The 15,494-nt window shown below is 72.1% G+C and carries 14 protein-coding genes; 8 read left to right on the top strand and 6 right to left on the bottom strand.

Translation table 11 applies throughout. From position 1 onward, the window contains the following. Positions 1-127: 127 nt before the first annotated feature. From ABZ833_RS13750 to ABZ833_RS13730, 5 genes are all read left to right on the top strand, one after another. Positions 128-1,348 (top strand): FAD-dependent oxidoreductase, encoded by a 1,221-nt coding sequence (locus ABZ833_RS13750; protein WP_361045516.1) that lies wholly within the window; start codon positions 128-130, stop codon positions 1,346-1,348. Between the two features lie 54 nt (positions 1,349-1,402). After that, positions 1,403-1,768, top strand: a complete 366-nt coding sequence (locus ABZ833_RS13745) for an Rv2175c family DNA-binding protein (protein WP_361045514.1) — start codon at positions 1,403-1,405, stop codon at positions 1,766-1,768. 88 nt (positions 1,769-1,856) lie between these two features. Beyond that, a complete protein-coding gene (gene thiE, locus ABZ833_RS13740; protein ID WP_361045512.1) occupies positions 1,857-2,507 on the top strand; it encodes a thiamine phosphate synthase in 651 nt (216 codons plus the stop codon). An 89-nt stretch (positions 2,508-2,596) separates the two neighbouring features. Further along, positions 2,597-3,517 (top strand): methylenetetrahydrofolate reductase [NAD(P)H], encoded by a 921-nt coding sequence (gene metF / locus ABZ833_RS13735; RefSeq protein ID WP_361045509.1) that lies wholly within the window; start codon positions 2,597-2,599, stop codon positions 3,515-3,517. A gap of 45 nt (positions 3,518-3,562) precedes the next feature. Next, a complete protein-coding gene (locus ABZ833_RS13730) occupies positions 3,563-4,447 on the top strand; it encodes a hypothetical protein (protein WP_361045507.1) in 885 nt (294 codons plus the stop codon). Between the two features lie 34 nt (positions 4,448-4,481). Here ABZ833_RS13730 and ABZ833_RS13725 read toward each other — a convergent pair whose 3' ends face one another. From ABZ833_RS13725 to ABZ833_RS13705, 5 genes are all read right to left on the bottom strand, one after another. Then, the gene (locus ABZ833_RS13725) at positions 4,482-6,008 is read right to left on the bottom strand and encodes an NAD(P)/FAD-dependent oxidoreductase (RefSeq protein WP_361045505.1); all 1,527 of its coding nucleotides are present in this window, start codon (positions 6,006-6,008) and stop codon (positions 4,482-4,484) included. A 45-nt stretch (positions 6,009-6,053) separates the two neighbouring features. After that, the gene (locus ABZ833_RS13720) at positions 6,054-6,668 is read right to left on the bottom strand and encodes a DUF4126 domain-containing protein (RefSeq protein ID WP_249590415.1); all 615 of its coding nucleotides are present in this window, start codon (positions 6,666-6,668) and stop codon (positions 6,054-6,056) included. Positions 6,669-7,073: 405 nt separating this feature from the next. Further along, entirely contained in the window at positions 7,074-7,691 is a 618-nt protein-coding gene (locus ABZ833_RS13715) for a TetR/AcrR family transcriptional regulator (protein ID WP_361045502.1), read from the bottom strand. 50 nt (positions 7,692-7,741) lie between these two features. Next, complete coding sequence (locus ABZ833_RS13710; RefSeq protein ID WP_361045499.1) at positions 7,742-9,826, bottom strand: YhgE/Pip domain-containing protein; 2,085 nt, start codon at positions 9,824-9,826, stop codon at positions 7,742-7,744. Continuing rightward, positions 9,798-10,580 carry an ATP-binding cassette domain-containing protein gene (locus tag ABZ833_RS13705; protein ID WP_361045497.1) on the bottom strand — a complete coding sequence of 261 codons (783 nt, stop codon included), beginning with the start codon at positions 10,578-10,580 and terminating at the stop codon, positions 9,798-9,800. The genes ABZ833_RS13710 and ABZ833_RS13705 overlap by 29 nt, the downstream gene beginning before the upstream one ends. 161 nt (positions 10,581-10,741) lie before the next feature. Between ABZ833_RS13705 and ABZ833_RS13700 the strand changes: the two genes are divergently transcribed. From ABZ833_RS13700 to ABZ833_RS13690, 3 genes are all read left to right on the top strand, one after another. Further along, positions 10,742-11,269, top strand: a complete 528-nt coding sequence (locus ABZ833_RS13700) for an SAV_6107 family HEPN domain-containing protein (RefSeq protein ID WP_249590419.1) — start codon at positions 10,742-10,744, stop codon at positions 11,267-11,269. Positions 11,270-11,405: 136 nt separating this feature from the next. Further along, the gene (locus tag ABZ833_RS13695; RefSeq protein WP_249590420.1) at positions 11,406-12,182 is read left to right on the top strand and encodes a methyltransferase; all 777 of its coding nucleotides are present in this window, start codon (positions 11,406-11,408) and stop codon (positions 12,180-12,182) included. A gap of 274 nt (positions 12,183-12,456) precedes the next feature. Further along, a complete protein-coding gene (locus ABZ833_RS13690) occupies positions 12,457-12,870 on the top strand; it encodes a DUF3040 domain-containing protein (RefSeq protein ID WP_249590421.1) in 414 nt (137 codons plus the stop codon). Positions 12,871-13,023: 153 nt separating this feature from the next. Here ABZ833_RS13690 and ABZ833_RS13685 read toward each other — a convergent pair whose 3' ends face one another. Next, the gene (locus tag ABZ833_RS13685) at positions 13,024-15,456 is read right to left on the bottom strand and encodes a DUF3488 and transglutaminase-like domain-containing protein (protein ID WP_361045492.1); all 2,433 of its coding nucleotides are present in this window, start codon (positions 15,454-15,456) and stop codon (positions 13,024-13,026) included. Positions 15,457-15,494: the final 38 nt, after the last annotated feature.

The following is a 15,494-nucleotide window of genomic DNA, read 5'->3' as shown; positions in this document are numbered from 1 at the left end:
CGGCCACCCTAGCCCCTGGCGCCCGGCGGCAGTAGGGGAGCTGTCCGGGTATGGGCGGTGACGGTGTGTCAGAGATCTCCCCGTCGCACCCTGAGGCGCGCGTCGCCCGCCGTCCTACAGTGATCGGGTGAGTGAGCAGCGGAGGCACGAAGAGCGCCGGGTCGTCATCGTCGGCGCGGGGATGGCGGGGGTGCAGACCGCCGTGGCCCTGCGCGAGCGGGGGTTCGCCGGTGCGGTCACCCTGATCGGCGCGGAACCCCACCAGCCGTACGACAGGCCACCGCTGTCCAAGGCCGTGCTGCTCGGCAAGGCGGAGGGCTCCGCCTTCGACATCGACTTCGAGGCGCTCGGCATCGAGCTGAGCCTGGGCCACGAGGTCACGGGCGTGCGCCCCGACGACCACGAACTGGACACCGAGCGGGGCCCCGTCCCGTACGACGCCCTTGTCATCGCCACCGGCGCCCAGCCGATCCTGCTGCCTGGCGCCTCCGGAATCCCCGGCGTCCATCTGCTGCGCACCCTCGACGACGCCGAGCGGCTGCGGCCCGTGCTCGCCGAGCAGCACCGGATCGTGGTCGTCGGCGCGGGCTGGATCGGCGCCGAGTTCGCGACCGCCGCCCGTGAGGCGGGCTGCTCCGTCACTGTCGTCGAGGCCGCCGAGCGGCCGCTCGCGGGGGCCCTTCCCGCGGAGGTCGCGGCGCCGATGACGTCCTGGTACGCCGATTCCGGGGCCGAACTGCGCACCCACGCGCGCGTGGAGCGCGTCGAGCCCGGCAGCGTCCTCCTGGACGACGGCACCCGGCTGCCCGCGGACGCGGTCGTCGTCGGCATCGGCGCACGCCCCGCCACGGACTGGCTCGCGGGCTCCGGCATCACCCTGGGCGCTCACCGGGAGATCCTGGCCGACGACCACCTTCGGACGTCGCAGCCCGATGTGTACGCGGTCGGCGACTGCTCCTCCTTCCCTTCGGGACGGTATGGCGAGCGCCTCCTGGTGCACCACTGGGACAACGCCCTCCAGGGCCCGCGCACGGTGGCGGCGAACATCATCGGCGAGACCCCTTCGGCGTACGACCCCGTCCCGTACTTCTGGTCCGAGCAGTTCGGCCGCTTCGTCCAGTACGCCGGACACCACGCGTCCGCCGACGAGCTGGTGTGGCGCGGCGACCCCTCGGGCGCGGCCTGGACCGTGTGCTGGCTCCGAGGGGGCGCCCTGGTCGCCGTGCTCGCGGTGGGCCGCCCCAGGGACCTGGCGCAGGGCCGCAAGCTGATCGAGGCGGGCGCCCGGCTCTCCCCCGACCTGGCGTCGGACCCCGCGCTGCCGCTGAAGAAGACCGTGCTGCCGTGACCGGAGGGACCCGCTGCCCGGCCGCTGTCGGTGCCCGGAGATACGCTTGACCCCGTGACCGAGATTGACGCAAAGACTGATGCTCTCGTCCCCGAGTGGCTCCACCTCCCCGACATCGCAGAAATGCTCGACGTCGAGGTGACGCGTGTGCGCCAGCTGGTCAAGGAGGGCCAGCTGATCGCCGTGCGCCGTGGTGAGAACCGCGCGCTCGCGGTGCCGGCCGCCTTCATCGACGGCGACAAGATCGTCAAGGGCCTCACCGGCACCCTGACGCTCCTGAGGGACGACGGCTTCTCCGACGAAGAAATGCTGGAGTGGCTCTTCACTCCTGACGAGACCCTGCCCGGCACCCCCGCGCAGGCTCTGAGCGAGAATCGCGGCACGGAGGTGAAGCGTCGCGCCCAGGCGCTCGCCGTCTGACCGACACGGAAAACCGTTGCGTACGGGCCGCGCGTCCCCCGTGGACACGCGGCCCGTGGGCCACCGACAACCCCGGGGGGACATCTCCATGGCCATCAAGCCTGCCCGCGAGCAGCTCGCGGACGCCCGCCTCTACCTGTGCGTGGACGCCCGCAAGCGCCAGGGAGACCTCCCCGAGTTCCTCGACGCCGTCCTCGGCGGCGGTGTCGACATCGTGCAGCTGCGGGACAAGGGCATGGAGGCGGCCGAGGAGCTCGAACACCTCCAGGTCTTCGCCGACGCCGCCCGCAGGCACGGCAAGCTCCTCGCGGTGAACGACCGCGCGGACGTCGCGCACGCCATCGGCGCCGACGTCCTTCACCTGGGCCAGGGCGACCTGCCGGTGCCCGCGGCCCGCCGCGTCCTGGGCGACGACGTGCTCATCGGCCGCTCCACGCATGCCGACGCCGAGGCCGCCGCCGCGGCGACGCAGGACGGCGTGGACTACTTCTGCACGGGACCCTGCTGGCCGACCCCCACCAAGCCGGGCCGGCACGCTCCGGGGCTCGACCTCGTCCGGTACACGGCCTCGCTCGGCACGGACCGCCCGTGGTTCGCCATCGGCGGCATCGACGCGGGCAACCTCGACGAGGTGCTCGAAGCGGGCGCCCGCCGCGTCGTCGTCGTGCGGGCGATCACCGAGGCGGACGATCCGGCGGCCGCGGCGGCCGACTTCGCGAAGCGGCTGCGTTCGGCCTGATCGGCGATCTTCGGCCAACCTCCGGGGACGGTGTCCGCAGGTTGGACGGAGATTGGCCGGTAGCGGTACCCCGTCGCTAACCTGCCCGTATGGCCCTAGGCACTGCTTCCACCAGATCTGATCGCGCACGCACCGTGCGCGACATGCTCGCGACCGGCAAGACGACGTACTCGTTCGAGTTCTCGGCGCCGAAGACCCCGAAGGGCGAGCGGAACCTGTGGAACGCCCTGCGCAGGGTCGAGGCGGTGGCCCCCAGCTTCGTCTCCGTGACGTACGGAGCGGGCGGCTCGACGCGTGCGGGCACGGTCAAGGAGACGGAGCAGATCGTCGCCGACTCGACGCTCACGCCGGTCGCCCACCTGACCGCGGTCGACCACTCCGTGGCCGAACTGCGCAACATCATCGGGCAGTACGCGGACGCCGGCATCAGGAACATGCTCGCGGTCCGCGGCGACCCGCCCGGCGACCCCCTCGCCGACTGGGTCAAGCACCCCAAGGGCCTTGAGTACGCCGCCGAACTGGTCCAGCTGATCAAGGAGTCGGGCGACTTCTGCGTGGGCGTCGCGGCCTTCCCCGCGATGCATCCGCGCTCGGCCGACTGGGACACCGACGTCCGGCACTTCGTCGACAAGTGCCGCGCGGGCGCCGACTACGCGATCACACAGATGTTCTTCTACCCGGAGGAGTATCTGCGCCTTCGCGACCGGGTCGAGGCCGCGGGCTGTTCGACGCCGATCATCCCCGAGATCATGCCGGTGACGAACGTGCGCATGCTGGAGCGGCTGCCCCAGCTCAGCAACGCTTCCTTCCCGCCCGCGCTCAAAGAGCGCATCCTCACAGCCAAAGACGATCCGGCGGCTGTACGCTCCATTGGCATCGAGTTCGCGACGGAGTTCTGCGCGCGGTTGCTGGCCGAGGGTGTCCCGGGGCTGCACTTCATCACGCTCAACAACTCCACGGCGACTCTGGAAATCTACGAGAATCTGGGCCTGCATCACCCGCAGGCCTGACCGGCCGTACCCCTGAGGGCGGCGGCCGCGGGGAGAGGGGCGTACATGGGCTGGACGGTCCTCTACATCGCGTTCGGATGCGTCGCGCTGTGGCTGCTCGGCGAGGTGCTGCTGCAGTACAAGGCGCGGCTGCGCTGGCGGCTGCTCGCCTTCGGCGGCTTCCTCGGCGTGGTCATCGGCGTGCTGCTGCCGTCGGTGGTCGTCATCGGGATCGGCGCGATCGCCTTCGCCACGGGACAGACGTACGTGACGCTGTCGTTCCGTCGCGGCTTCTCGACCGGCTGGGCGCTCGGCGGCCAGCCCGGCCTGAGCAAGCGCCGCAAGACGACGCCGCGGGGCGGTGCGGAGGCCTCCCAGGACCCGACGCTCCAGGTCTCCGACCTCGAGTACGAGCAGGCGGGCCCGGCAGGGCCGCCGCCCGAGACCGCCCCCGGCACCGGGGTCTACGCGCCGGAGCCGCTGCCCGACGACACCGGGCAGTACGGCATCTACAGCGACACGGCGTACGACCAGCAGCAGTCCGCCACCGCGGACAGCGGCTACGGCTACGACACGTACGCCGCCGCGGGCTATGACCCCCAGCAGCCGTACGCGTACGGCGAGACGGGCCAGCAGCAGTACGCCGCGTACTCCGACCCGTACATCGGGACGCAGACGTACGGCGGCCAGCAGAGCTACGACACGTACGGCGACCAGCAGCAGTACGCCCCCTATCCCGCCGCTCCCGCCGCCGATCCGTACGGCACCGGGGCCGGGACGTACAACGAGACGCCGCCCGGCGGGGTCTGGGTGCCCCAGCAGCGCAGCGTCGAGGACCCCTACGGCCAGTACGGCGGCGAACTCCCACCGGAGCAGCCGTACCCCTACCAGGGCGACCAGTCCCAGGGGAACGGTTACGACGCGGGGTACAACGAGCAGTACCGGTACTGATCAGCGGGAGCGTCGGCTCACCGCGAGCCCCGGTTCACTGCGAGCCCCGGAAGTCCGGTCCCTCCACGATCAGTCCGGCCACCAGCGTGCCCGACATGCCCGCGTGCGGAAGCCCGCCGCCCGGGTGCGCCCAGCCGCCGGCCGCGAAGAGCCCCGGCAGGCGCGTGCTGTTGGCCGGGTGCAGCAGCCGGCCGTCGCCCGCCGCGAGGGACGGGGGCGGGACCGCGCCGCCGTCGGCGCCGGTGGCCCGCGCGATGTCGGCGGGGGTGCGGACCTCGTGCCACAGCAGGCGCTCCCGCAGCCCGGGCACCACGGCATCGGCACGGTCGAGCAGGCGCTCCACGTCCGCTTCGGCGACCTCCGTGTGCGCGGGCACCGTGGCCGTCAGCGTGACCGCCTCATGCCCCGCGTCGGGCGTGAGCGCCGGGTCATCCGGGCGCAGCACCGTGAGGGTGGGGGCGGCGGGCAGTCCGGGACGGTCCCCGAAGAGCCGGTCGAGCTCGTCCCGGCGGTCGGGTGTGTGAAGCACCGTCCGGTGAGGCGTGCCCTCGGGCCTCGCGCCGCGCAGCGCGAGGAGGACCATGAGGCGGCTGGGCAGTCCGGACCGGGCCTGCACTTCACCCTCCGCCCGTATGTTCACACCGGATGCGCCGGACATGCCGGATACACCGGACAGCAAGCCGTCCAGTGCGCCCGGCGCGAGCCCGGCGACCACGAAGTCCGCCTCTTCCGCCGTCCCGTCCGCGAGCTCGACGCCCGCCGCCCGGCCGTCCTTCTCGATGATCCGGACGACGGGGGAGTCGAACGCGAACGCGACCCGCCGGTCCAGACACCGCTCGTACACGGCGGTCGCGAGTGCGCGCATCCCGCCGCGCACGGACCATGCGCCGAAGGTGTGTTCCAGGTAGGGCAGGACGGCCGCGCTCGCCGGGGTCGCCCGGGGGTCGAGGCCGCACGCGAGGGCGTACTGCTCGAGGAGCGCGAGGAGCCGTGCGTCGCCGCCCAGTTCGAGCTCGCCAACCTCGGTGAGGGTGCTCGCGCGCCGCTCGCGCCGCAGGAGGCGCTTGTGCGGCACCGAGGGATAGGGCTCGCGGTCGGCGAGGACCTGCCAGTTCGGCCAGAGCGGCTCTTCCAGGAGGGGGCGCCGGGTGCGGTCCCATGCCTCACGGGCGCGGTTCATGTACGCCGACCAGGCGGCGCCCGCACCGGTGCCGAGCGCCGCGTCGAGGGCCTCGCCCACGCCCGCGCGTGAGGCGTTCGGCAGGTCGGCCGCCGTGCCGTCTGCGAAGACGTGCCGCACGGCGGGCTCCACCTGGGACAGCTCGACGCATTTCTCCAGCGGCTCCTTGCCCGTCTTCACGAACAGGTCGCGATAGACGGCGGGGAGATGCAGGAGCCCGGGGCCCGTGTCGAAGACGAAGCCGTCCCGCTCCACGCTGCCGAGCGCGCCGCCGTACGTACCCGACCGCTCGTGCACCACCACTCGGTGGCCCGCGACGGCCAGCCGGGCGGCGGCCGCCATCGCGCCCATCCCGGCGCCGATCACCACAATCCGTGCCATGCCAGGGACTTTATCGGCCACCACTGACAGTCACGCCGGGAGCCCTCAGTCCGGCGGCCGGCCCGCGTGCGCCGCGAGCCTTCTCTCCTCGCGCCGCTGTGCCCTGCGCCGCAGGAACCGCCGGATCCGCGAGACCAGGAAGTACAGCAGGATCAGGCCGAGCACCAGCAGCACCGCCGCGATGATCGCGGCCGCCTCCGGATAGAACATCGCGAAGCTGACGATCCCGCCGACCCCGAGATCCTCCGCCGTGCTCACGATGACGTTGCTGAACGGCTCCGGCGAGGTGTTGATCGCCATCCGCGTCCCGGCCTTCACGCAGTGGCTGGCCAGCGCGGTCGAACCGCCCACCGCCCCCGCCGCCAGGTCGGGCAGTGAACCGCTCTGGCCCGCGAGCAGCGCACCCACCACGGCGCCGGACACCGGCCGGATCACGGTGTGCACGGTGTCCCACACCGAGTCCACGTAAGGGATCTTGTCGGCGACGGCCTCGCAGGCGAAGAGGACCCCGGCGACGATCAGCACATCAGGACGCTGCAGCGACTCGGGCACCTCGTCGGTGATCCCGGTCGCGCCGAAGACGCCGAGCAGAAGGACCACGGCGTACGCGTTGATCCCGCTGGCCCAGCCGCTGGTGAAGACCAGGGGGAGTACGGACACGGACGCGATCGTAACCAGTAGGGAACGTTCCGGCCTGGGGATGAGCACCCAGGTCTGAGTATCCGTACCTAGTGATGGAGATGAGTATCAGCGCGGATGGGTCCCGACCTGCGCAGACGGAAGAGTGAGGGACACGGAGAGGGGCGCAGCGCCCGTACCGCCGACACGGGGCGGCGGAACGGCGCGGCGCCCTTAACCGCTCCTCCCACCCCGCCGAAGGTGGGAGCGAGACACGGGGTGACGGGCGGCGGCCCGGGGATGACCACCCGGGGGGCCGAACGGGGGAACGCGGGGGACACGGGGGAACGCGGGGGAACGCAAAAGGCGCCGGTCCGGTGCCGCCTGGAGATCAGGAGGCACCGGACCGGCACCTTTTCGCGCGCGGCGCGGGCGCGCCGGGAGGGCTCAGCGCCCTCCGCTCACCCGGCCCTGCAGCAGTCGCGAGAGCGCCGAGTGGACGTCGTCGAGGGAGCGCTCCGGCTGGAAGGCCTGCCAGTCGAGCGCGGCCACCAGGACCATCCCGACGAGCGCGGCGGCCGTCAGGGGGATGTCGATCTCCTCGCTGAGCTCGCCGTTCTGCACGCCGGCCCGCAGGACGTCCTCGACGACGGCGACCGCCTGCTGCCTGACCACCATCAGGGTGGACTGCCAGGCGCGGTTGGTGCGCCACAGCTCGGCCACGTACAGCTGGGTGAAGGCGGGGTAGCGGTCGATGAAGACCAGGCCCGCCCTGATCATCGCGTCCAGCGCGTCGACCTGCGTGCCGCCGCTGCCCGCCGCCTTCTCGGCCGCCTCCTTCAGGGAGGCGGTGAGCAGCCCGACGCCGTGCCGAAGCAGCTCTTCGAAGAGGACCGATTTGCTCGCGAAGTTGTAGTAGACCGTGCCCTTCGCGACCCCGGCCCGCTCGGCGATCTCGTCGACCGTCGTGGCCGAGAAACCCTGCTCCGCGATGAGGGTGACGGCGGCCTCGTAGAGCTTCTGCCGGGTGGCCTCACGCCGGGTGCTGGTTGCGCTGCTGTCCATGGGCCTGATTCTCACAGGTCTTGCCGCCCGCACAGGCTCGGTTCCGGGTCTCACAGGCTCAGCTCCGGGTGCAGCCGGTCCAGGGTCCACACCTGCTTGCGGCGCGCGGAGAGCGCGGTGAGCGCCAGGGCGCCCGCGGTGAAGGCCGTGAGGACCACGCACGCCTGCCACACGGGGCCGAGACCGCCGCCCGTGATGAGCCTGCGCAGGGCGTCGACGACGTAACTCATCGGCAGGAAGGGGTGGATCGCGCCGAAGAACGACGGACTCGTCTGGACGGGGTACGTGCCGCCCGCCGAGGTCAGCTGGAGCATCAGGGCCGCGAGGACGAGGATCCGCCCGGCCGCCCCGAAGCGCGCGTTCAGCCACTGCACGATCGCCGCGAAGCAGCACGTCACCAGGCAGAGGAAGCCCACCGTCCCGGCCGCACGCGTCATCTGCAGGCCAAGGCCCCAGTGCAGGACCGACATCAGGGCCCCTGTCTGGAGCACGCCGAGTGCGGCGACCGGCAGCCAGCCCGCGAACGCGATCCGCCAGGCGGAGGCGCCCGCGGCGAGCGCGCGCCGGTTGAGCGGCTGGATCAGCATGTACGCCACCATCGCGCCGACCCACAGGGACAGCGGGATGAAGTACGGGGCGAAGCCCGTGCCGTAGTTGGGCGCCTTGTGCATCGACTGGGAGGCGAGCTGCACCGGGTCGGCCATGACGTCGGTGCGCTGGTCGCGGTCCTTCTTGTCGTAGTCGGGGATCTTCTTGACGCCGTCGTGCAGCCCGCCGGACAGCTTCTCGGAGCCGTCGGCCAGCTTGAACATGCCGCCCTTGAGGTCACTCGCGCCCGTCTTGAGCTTGCCGACGCCCGCGTCCAGGTCCGTGGCGCCGGTCTTGGCGGTGCCGAGGCCGGTGTGCAGCTTCTTGGCGCCCTTGGCGACCTTCCCCGCGCCCGTGTTGAGGTCGTTGATCTGGGTGACGGCCTTGTCGAGGTCCTCGTTGAGGTGCGGCGCGCGGTCGGCGAGCTTCTGGGACTTCTTCTCCAGCGTGGTCAGGTGCCTCTTGAGCTTCTTGACGTCGCTGTCCTGGTCCTTGATCACGGTGTTCATGTCGTCCGCGATGGTCGACACGTTCTCCGCGGCCGTCTTGGCCTTCTTGAGCTGCGGGCAGCCCGGGTCGGGGACCGGGAGGTTCTCGCAGCGCTCCGTGTAGAGGCCGCCGATGATCTCGGACCCCTTCTTGGCGTCCTCGGCCGCCCCGGGTGCGAGCTTGACCCAGGTGTCCAGGTTGCCCCGCAGGGCCTTGGAGGAGTCGGCGACGAGCTGGGCCGTGTCCCCGATGGTCTTGCCGTTGTCCTTCAGGAAGGGCCGCACCTGGTCCGCGGTGCCGTTGACCTTGTCGGCCAGCTTCTGGGTGCCGTCCGAGACCTTCTTCGAACCGCTCTGGAGGTCACCGGCGCCCTTGTCGAGCTTCTTGATGCCCCCTGCCAGGTCGCTGCTGCCGTCCTTGGCGTCCTTGAGGCCGGTCACGAGCTTCTTCGAGCCCTTCTTGGCCTCTCCGATGCCGCTGTCGAGCTTGTCGGCACCCTTGGCGGCCTTCTCGGTCGCCCCGTGGATGTCGGAGAACGAGATGAAGATCTTGTCGAGGAAGGAGCGCGACGCCTTGGTGGAGGCCGCCGTGCGCACCTCGGAGAAGACCGTCCGGGAGATCTGCCCGACGATGTAGTTGTTGGCGTCGTTCGTACGGACCCGAAGAGCGCCCGTCTCGGGGGAGTCCCCCGAACTGGACGCGATGCGCTTGCTGAAGTCGGCCGGCATCGTCAGGGACAGGTAGTACGTCCCGTCCTCGACGCCCTTGCGCGCCTCGGCGGAGCTCACCTCGTGCCAGTCGAAGGTCTTGCTGTCCTCGAGCCCGTCGACGATGCCGTCGCCCACCGCGAGCTTCTTGCCCGCGGCCGTGGCTCCCCTGTCGTCGTTGACGAGCGCCACGGGGATGCGGTCGAGACGGCCGTACGGGTCCCAGAACGAGCACAGGTACAGCGCGCCGTACAGCAGGGGCAGCAGCAGGAGCGCGGCGAGGGCCGCGCGCGGCAGCTTCCCCCTGCCGAAGCGCCTGAGCTCAAGAGCGGCCAGCTTCGGCGAGCGCATCCGCCGTCTCCTTGTCGTCGTCGTTCGAGTCGGCCGATTCGGCGGGCTTGTGGGCCGTGGACACGGCGACCGCGTCCTCGGGTGCTTCGCTGCACACGGCGACGACGGTGGTGCCGCTCTGTGCGAGGGACCTCAACAGGGCCCAGGCCTCGCCCCGTTCGGCCTCCGACAGCTTGAGGTCGACGTCGTCGACGCCCAGCAGCCGGGGCCGCCCGATCAGGGCGAGCGCCACGGAGAGCCGCAGCGCCTCCAGGCGCTCCAGGTCACGTACGGAGGTCCGGCGCCCCTTGGGCAGCGACTCCGTGTCGAGCCCGGCCGCGGTCAGCGCGGTGTCGATCCGCAGCCGTGCCTCGCTCGCCCGCTCGGCCCGCGGCCTCAGCAGACCCCGCAGGGATCCGCCGAACCGCCGCTCCAGAAGCGCCCGTTCGTGCAGATGCTCGGCCACGGTCAGCGCCGGATCGAGATCCGTCACGCCGGGCACGGGCCCGAGCGCACTGATCCGGCGCACGGCGGCGAGCTGCTTGGGCAGCTGGAAGCCCCCCACGGAAGCCTCGCCCTCCGTGGGGCGCATCCGCCCGGTGAGTGCGAGCAGCAGACAGGTCCGGCCCGACCCCGAAGGCCCTTCGACCGCGATCAGCGACCCGGGGCCGGCCTCGACACCGACCCCGCGGAACGCCCAGCCCCGCGGTCCCTCGAGCCCGAACCCCCGCGCTGTGACGGCGGCTCCCCGCGCGCCGTCGCTTGGCCCGTCCACAGTTCCCCCTCGCACCCTCTTTTGAACTGACTGGTCAGTGCAAAAACTAGCCCGAACCCGCGATCGAGGCAAAAGTGCAGGTCAGAGCCGATTGTCAGTGGCGTACTCCACGATGGGCACATACGGCCACCACGCCGTTACGCGACGACAGGAGGTTCGTCATGGCCAGCACTTCCGCAGCAGCCGCACGTCGGCACCGCCCCGTCGGCCCTGCCCCTGTAGCCACCGGCCCCGCGAGCGACGTCCACCCCGTCCTGCGCCGGGCCACGGCCCCGCCCGCCGCACTCGAACTGCTCGCCCAGGCCCGCGCCGGCATCGACGAGGCCGCGCACCTGGAGACTCCCAACGAGCGCTATGCCACGGCCCATCTCGCGGCCCTGCGCACCGCGGCCGCGGTCCTCGCCGCCCGCGGCCGCCCCGAGACGACCACGCGACGCAGGCAGCGGATCCGGAGCGCCTGGGAAGTGCTCCCCGAGATAGCGCCCGAACTGACCGAGTGGAGCGCCCTGTTCGCCTCCGGCGCGCCGCGCAGGGCCCGCGCGGAGGCGGGCATACAGGGCGCGGCCACCGTCCGGGACGCGGACGATCTGCTGCGTGACGTGGCGATGTTCTTACGCATCGTCGAGCGGATGCTGGTGCTGCAGCCGGTGCTGCCCCAGCCCAGGCAGGAGCCGCCGGACGCGAGCTGAGACGGGTGACGGGGCAGTGGGCCGAAGGCAATAGGGTGGGAGCGCCCGCACCCTCCTTCCTGCGGCAAGAGCAGGCGGAGGGAACCCCCTAGCTCCGCCGCGGACATGCGGTGGACGCGCCGAGGAGTCAACTGCCGTGTCGGACCCGATGCGCCCCCGCGCTTCTCTCCGTACCGCCGTGGTCTGGGAGGTCCTGAAGGACGCTCTCGACCGCCGGGTCAAGGCCACGGGCCGGGAGTCACACTCCCTCGACGTGCTCGACACCGGAGGCGGCAGCGGCAACTTCGCCGTGCCCGTCGCCCGCCTCGGCCACCGTGTCACGGTCGTCGACCCGAGCCCGAACGCCCTCTTCGCGCTGGAGCGCAGGGCCGCCGAGGCAGGCGTCGCGGACCGGGTGCGCGGCGTCCAGGGCGACGTACACGGCCTCTTCGACGTCGTGGAGCGCGCCGGGTTCGACGCCGTCCTGTGTCACGGCGTCCTGGAGTACGTGGACGACCCCGCCGAGGGCGTGCGCAACGCGGTCAGCGCGCTGCGCCCCTCCGGCACCCTCAGCCTGCTCGCCGCCGGCCTCGGCGGAGCCGTGCTCGCCAGGGCGCTCGCCGGGCACTTCACCGAGGCCAGGCAGGCGCTCGGCGACCCGGCGGGACGCTGGGGCGACGGCGACCCCGTGCCCCGGCGCTTCACCGCCGAGCAGCTCACCGATCTGGTCGAGGGCACGGGCATCAGGGTCGACGCGGTGCACGGCGTGCGGGTCTTCGCGGACCTGGTTCCCGGCGTCCTCGTGGACACCGAGCCCGGCGCCCTGGAGGCCCTCCTCAAGCTGGAGGCGGCCGCCGCTGAGCTCGCCGCCTTCCACTCCGTGGCCACCCAGCTCCATGTGCTGGGTGAGACCCGGGATGCCGACGAGGCCTGACGCCGGCCGTGGCTGCCTCGCTGATCAGCGACGCAGCCGCACATGGAGTACGGCACACACCCCCCGAACGGGCTATGGGCGCCGTATGATCGAGGCAGACCGTCCGGCATGCCGGACCGGCCGCTGGGGAATGCACGCTTCAGCGAGCCGGAGCGGCAGGGTGGTCCGGTTTGGCGAAGTTGGCGCAGAGGGGCGGGTTTCACGGGGGCGATTCCCTGCCTATCCTGAAGGGGACCCCCGGTCGCCCCGGCGACTGCACGATGAGGAGGACTCCGTGCCGCTCTCGGAGCACGAGCAGCGCATGCTCGAGCAGATGGAGCGAGCGCTGTACGCCGAAGATCCCAAGTTCGCGACAGCGCTCGAGGGAAGCGGGCTGCGTACGTACACCCGGCGACGGGTCTACCAAGCGGTCGCGGGCTTCCTTGTAGGTATCGCCCTTCTCATGGCCGGAATGGTCGCCCAGCAGATCTGGGTGAGCGTGGTGGGATTCCTCGTCATGCTGGGATGTGCGGTGCTCGCCGTCACCGGATGGCGCAAAGCGCCGAAGCCAGGTGAACAACCGGCCGCAGGCACGCCCACGGCACCGGGCGCAGCCCCGGCCGCCCGTCGGCAGACCAGGCAGCGCCGGTCGATGATGGACCGGATCGAGCAGCGTTGGCAGCGCCGCCGCGACGAACAGGGCCAATGAGTTTCTAGCTCTTCAGCAGAGCGCACGAACACGCGTACACGAGCATGCGTAAGGGGTGACCGCCCAGGCGGTCACCCCTTACGCATGTCCTCTTTCGCAGGTCTTCGCAGGTCTTCGCAGTCCTCGGGCCCCCTCCCGGAGGGGGCCCCGGCCTCAGCCCTCCTGCTGCGACGGCTGCGACGGCCGCGAAGGCCTCCGCAGCGCTGTCCACCGCTTCGCGATCCGCTCGGACCACCGCTCCTTGAGCGCCGTCCCGCGGTCCGAGACCGCCCACACCACCCGTGCGGCCGAACGCGGGGCAAGCGTTGCCCGCAGCCGTGCCGGACGGCCCGCCGTGGCCCGCAGACCGTCACAGACGCGGTGCACGTCGTCGGCCAGACCGGCCGCGGGCTGGGGCCGTGGCGCGTAGAGCACCTGCTCGACCGCGGCAGCCAGCCGATGGACGGACTCCGCGGGCGCCGCGGCGAGCTGTCCGATGCGGACGATCCGGGCCGCGGCCTTGCGCGGGGTCTGCGACTCGTCCGGCCTGATCCCGTGGTCCCAGGCCGTGTCGGTCACTTCGAGCCAGGCGGCAAGGGTCCGTGCCGCCGCGTCCGCCTCGGTACGGCCGGGGGAGCCCAGGCGCACCGCGCGGATCCGCTTGCGCCACAGCATCGGCAGCAAGGGCACGCCGAGCACCACGAGCGCCCCCAGGGCCACGAGCACGATCATGCCGATCGGCGGTCCTTCGCCGCCCGAACCGCCGGCGATCGCCGGGGCCGAGCTCGCGCAGCCGCCCTGCCGCTGCTGGTCGGGCGGGCAGCTCGCCGAGGCCGACGGCACGTCGGACGGCGCCGACGACGAGGTCGGCTCCGGCGACGACGGGTCGCTCGCACCGTCGGACGGGGTGTCCGGGCGGGTGTAGTCCGGCACCGTGCCGCGGTTCGGGGTCGGTTCGAAGCGGGTCCAGCCCACGCCCTCGAAGTACAGCTCGGGCCAGGCGTGCGCGTCCCGCAGGCCGACCGACATCGAACCGTCCGCCTGCGCGGCACCGGGCGTGAAGCCCACCGCGACGCGCGCCGGGATGTCCAGCGTCCGCGCCATCGAGGCCATCGCGAAGGAGAAGTGGACGCAGAAGCCTTCCTTCTGCTCCAGGAAGCGGGCGATCGCCGCCGGACCGCTGCCGGCACGCACCTGCGTGTTGTACGTGAAGCCGCCCTTCGAGGCGAACCAGTCCTGGAGCTTGACTGCCTTCTCGTAGTCGTTCGAGGTGCCCTTGGTGATCTGGCGGGCCTCGGACGCGACCACGGACGGCAGGGTGTCGGGCACCTTGGTGAACTCTTCCGCGATCTGCCGGGGCGGCGCGGACGCGTCGGCGAGCTGCTCGGCGGTCGGCTGCACGACGAGGCTCTTGACCTCGTACTGCGCGCCGCGCGTCGTCTGGCCGCGGTCACCGACCAGGGCGCGCCCCACCGGCTCGTACCGCCAGCGGCCGTTGATCTTCACCTCGCTCGCCGGGTAGGGCATCGGCAGCCAGTTCTGCGCGTAGTTCCCGGCGGCCGAGATGTTCGTCTGGATCTCGCTGCGCGGGACGTCGGGGTAGAGACCGGGCGGGTCCTCCAGGCGCGGCGGTACGTCCTCGATGCTGCGGACGGTGGTCTTCCAGGTCGTGCCGTCGAACTGGTCGAGGGAGACGATCCGCAGGTAGAGGTTCTCGGTCTCCTTGGCGTTCGTCTTGTACGAGATGACCTCGCGGTCGTCCGGTTCGTTCAGGCTGTCCTGGAGCGCGACCAGCGGATTCACCGCGGAGATCGTGCCGCCACCGCCGGAACCCGAGCCTCCGGCGCCGCCGGAACCGTCGAGGAGACCGCCGTCCAGGGCGGGCAGCGCGAGCGGCACCACCAGGGCGATGCCCAGCGCGACCGCGCCGATGCGCCGCCCCGTGCGGACCGGTGCGATGGCGCCGCTGTCGCTCTCAAGGCCTCCCGAGATCCGTCCGGGCGCGCGCGCCGCGCCCCCGAAGACCCGCCCCCACTGGGAGAGCCGGTCCCGGCCCTCGGCGAGGAGCAGCAGCAGATACCCGGCGGCCGCGAGCAGGAACCACAGCCACCCCGCCCCGTCCCCGGAGAGCCCCGCGGCGACGGAGTACAGCGCGAGCAGCGGAAGACCCGCGGGCGCCGCCGTACGGAACGTCACCGCGAGGGCGTCCACCGCGAGGCCGATCACCAGGACGCCGCCGACCAGCATCAGCCGGATGCCGTCACTGAGCGGCGCCGGGATCGCGTACTGCCCGACGTCGTTGCCGCCCGCCTCGAGCAGCATCCCGAACTCCCGGAACACGTCGGGCCCGGGGATCACCCCGCCGATCGCCTGTCCGCGGGCGAACACCAGCGTCAGGAGCAGCAGGGTCACCAGCGCCTGCACCGCGACCGTGACCGGCCGGGCCAGCGGGACCCGCCGGGTGAGCGCGCCCACGCCGCTCTGCAGCGCGAGCAGGATCGCCGCCTGGACGAACCACGTCGCCGGATCGACGAGCGGCAGCAGCGCACCCGATGCCATCAGCGTGGCCGCCGTGGCACAGAGCGCGAGTCGCGCGCGCCCACTCATGAACGTCCCCCTGTTGTCGTGCCTGTGGTCCCGCCGGA

Origin of the sequence: Streptomyces sp. NPDC047525 (assembly GCF_040643025.1) — a bacterium.
Classification (GTDB): domain Bacteria; phylum Actinomycetota; class Actinomycetes; order Streptomycetales; family Streptomycetaceae; genus Streptomyces; species Streptomyces durmitorensis.
The sequence above is the reverse complement of the archived record's forward strand: the minus strand, read 5'-3'. Positions and strand labels throughout refer to the sequence as shown.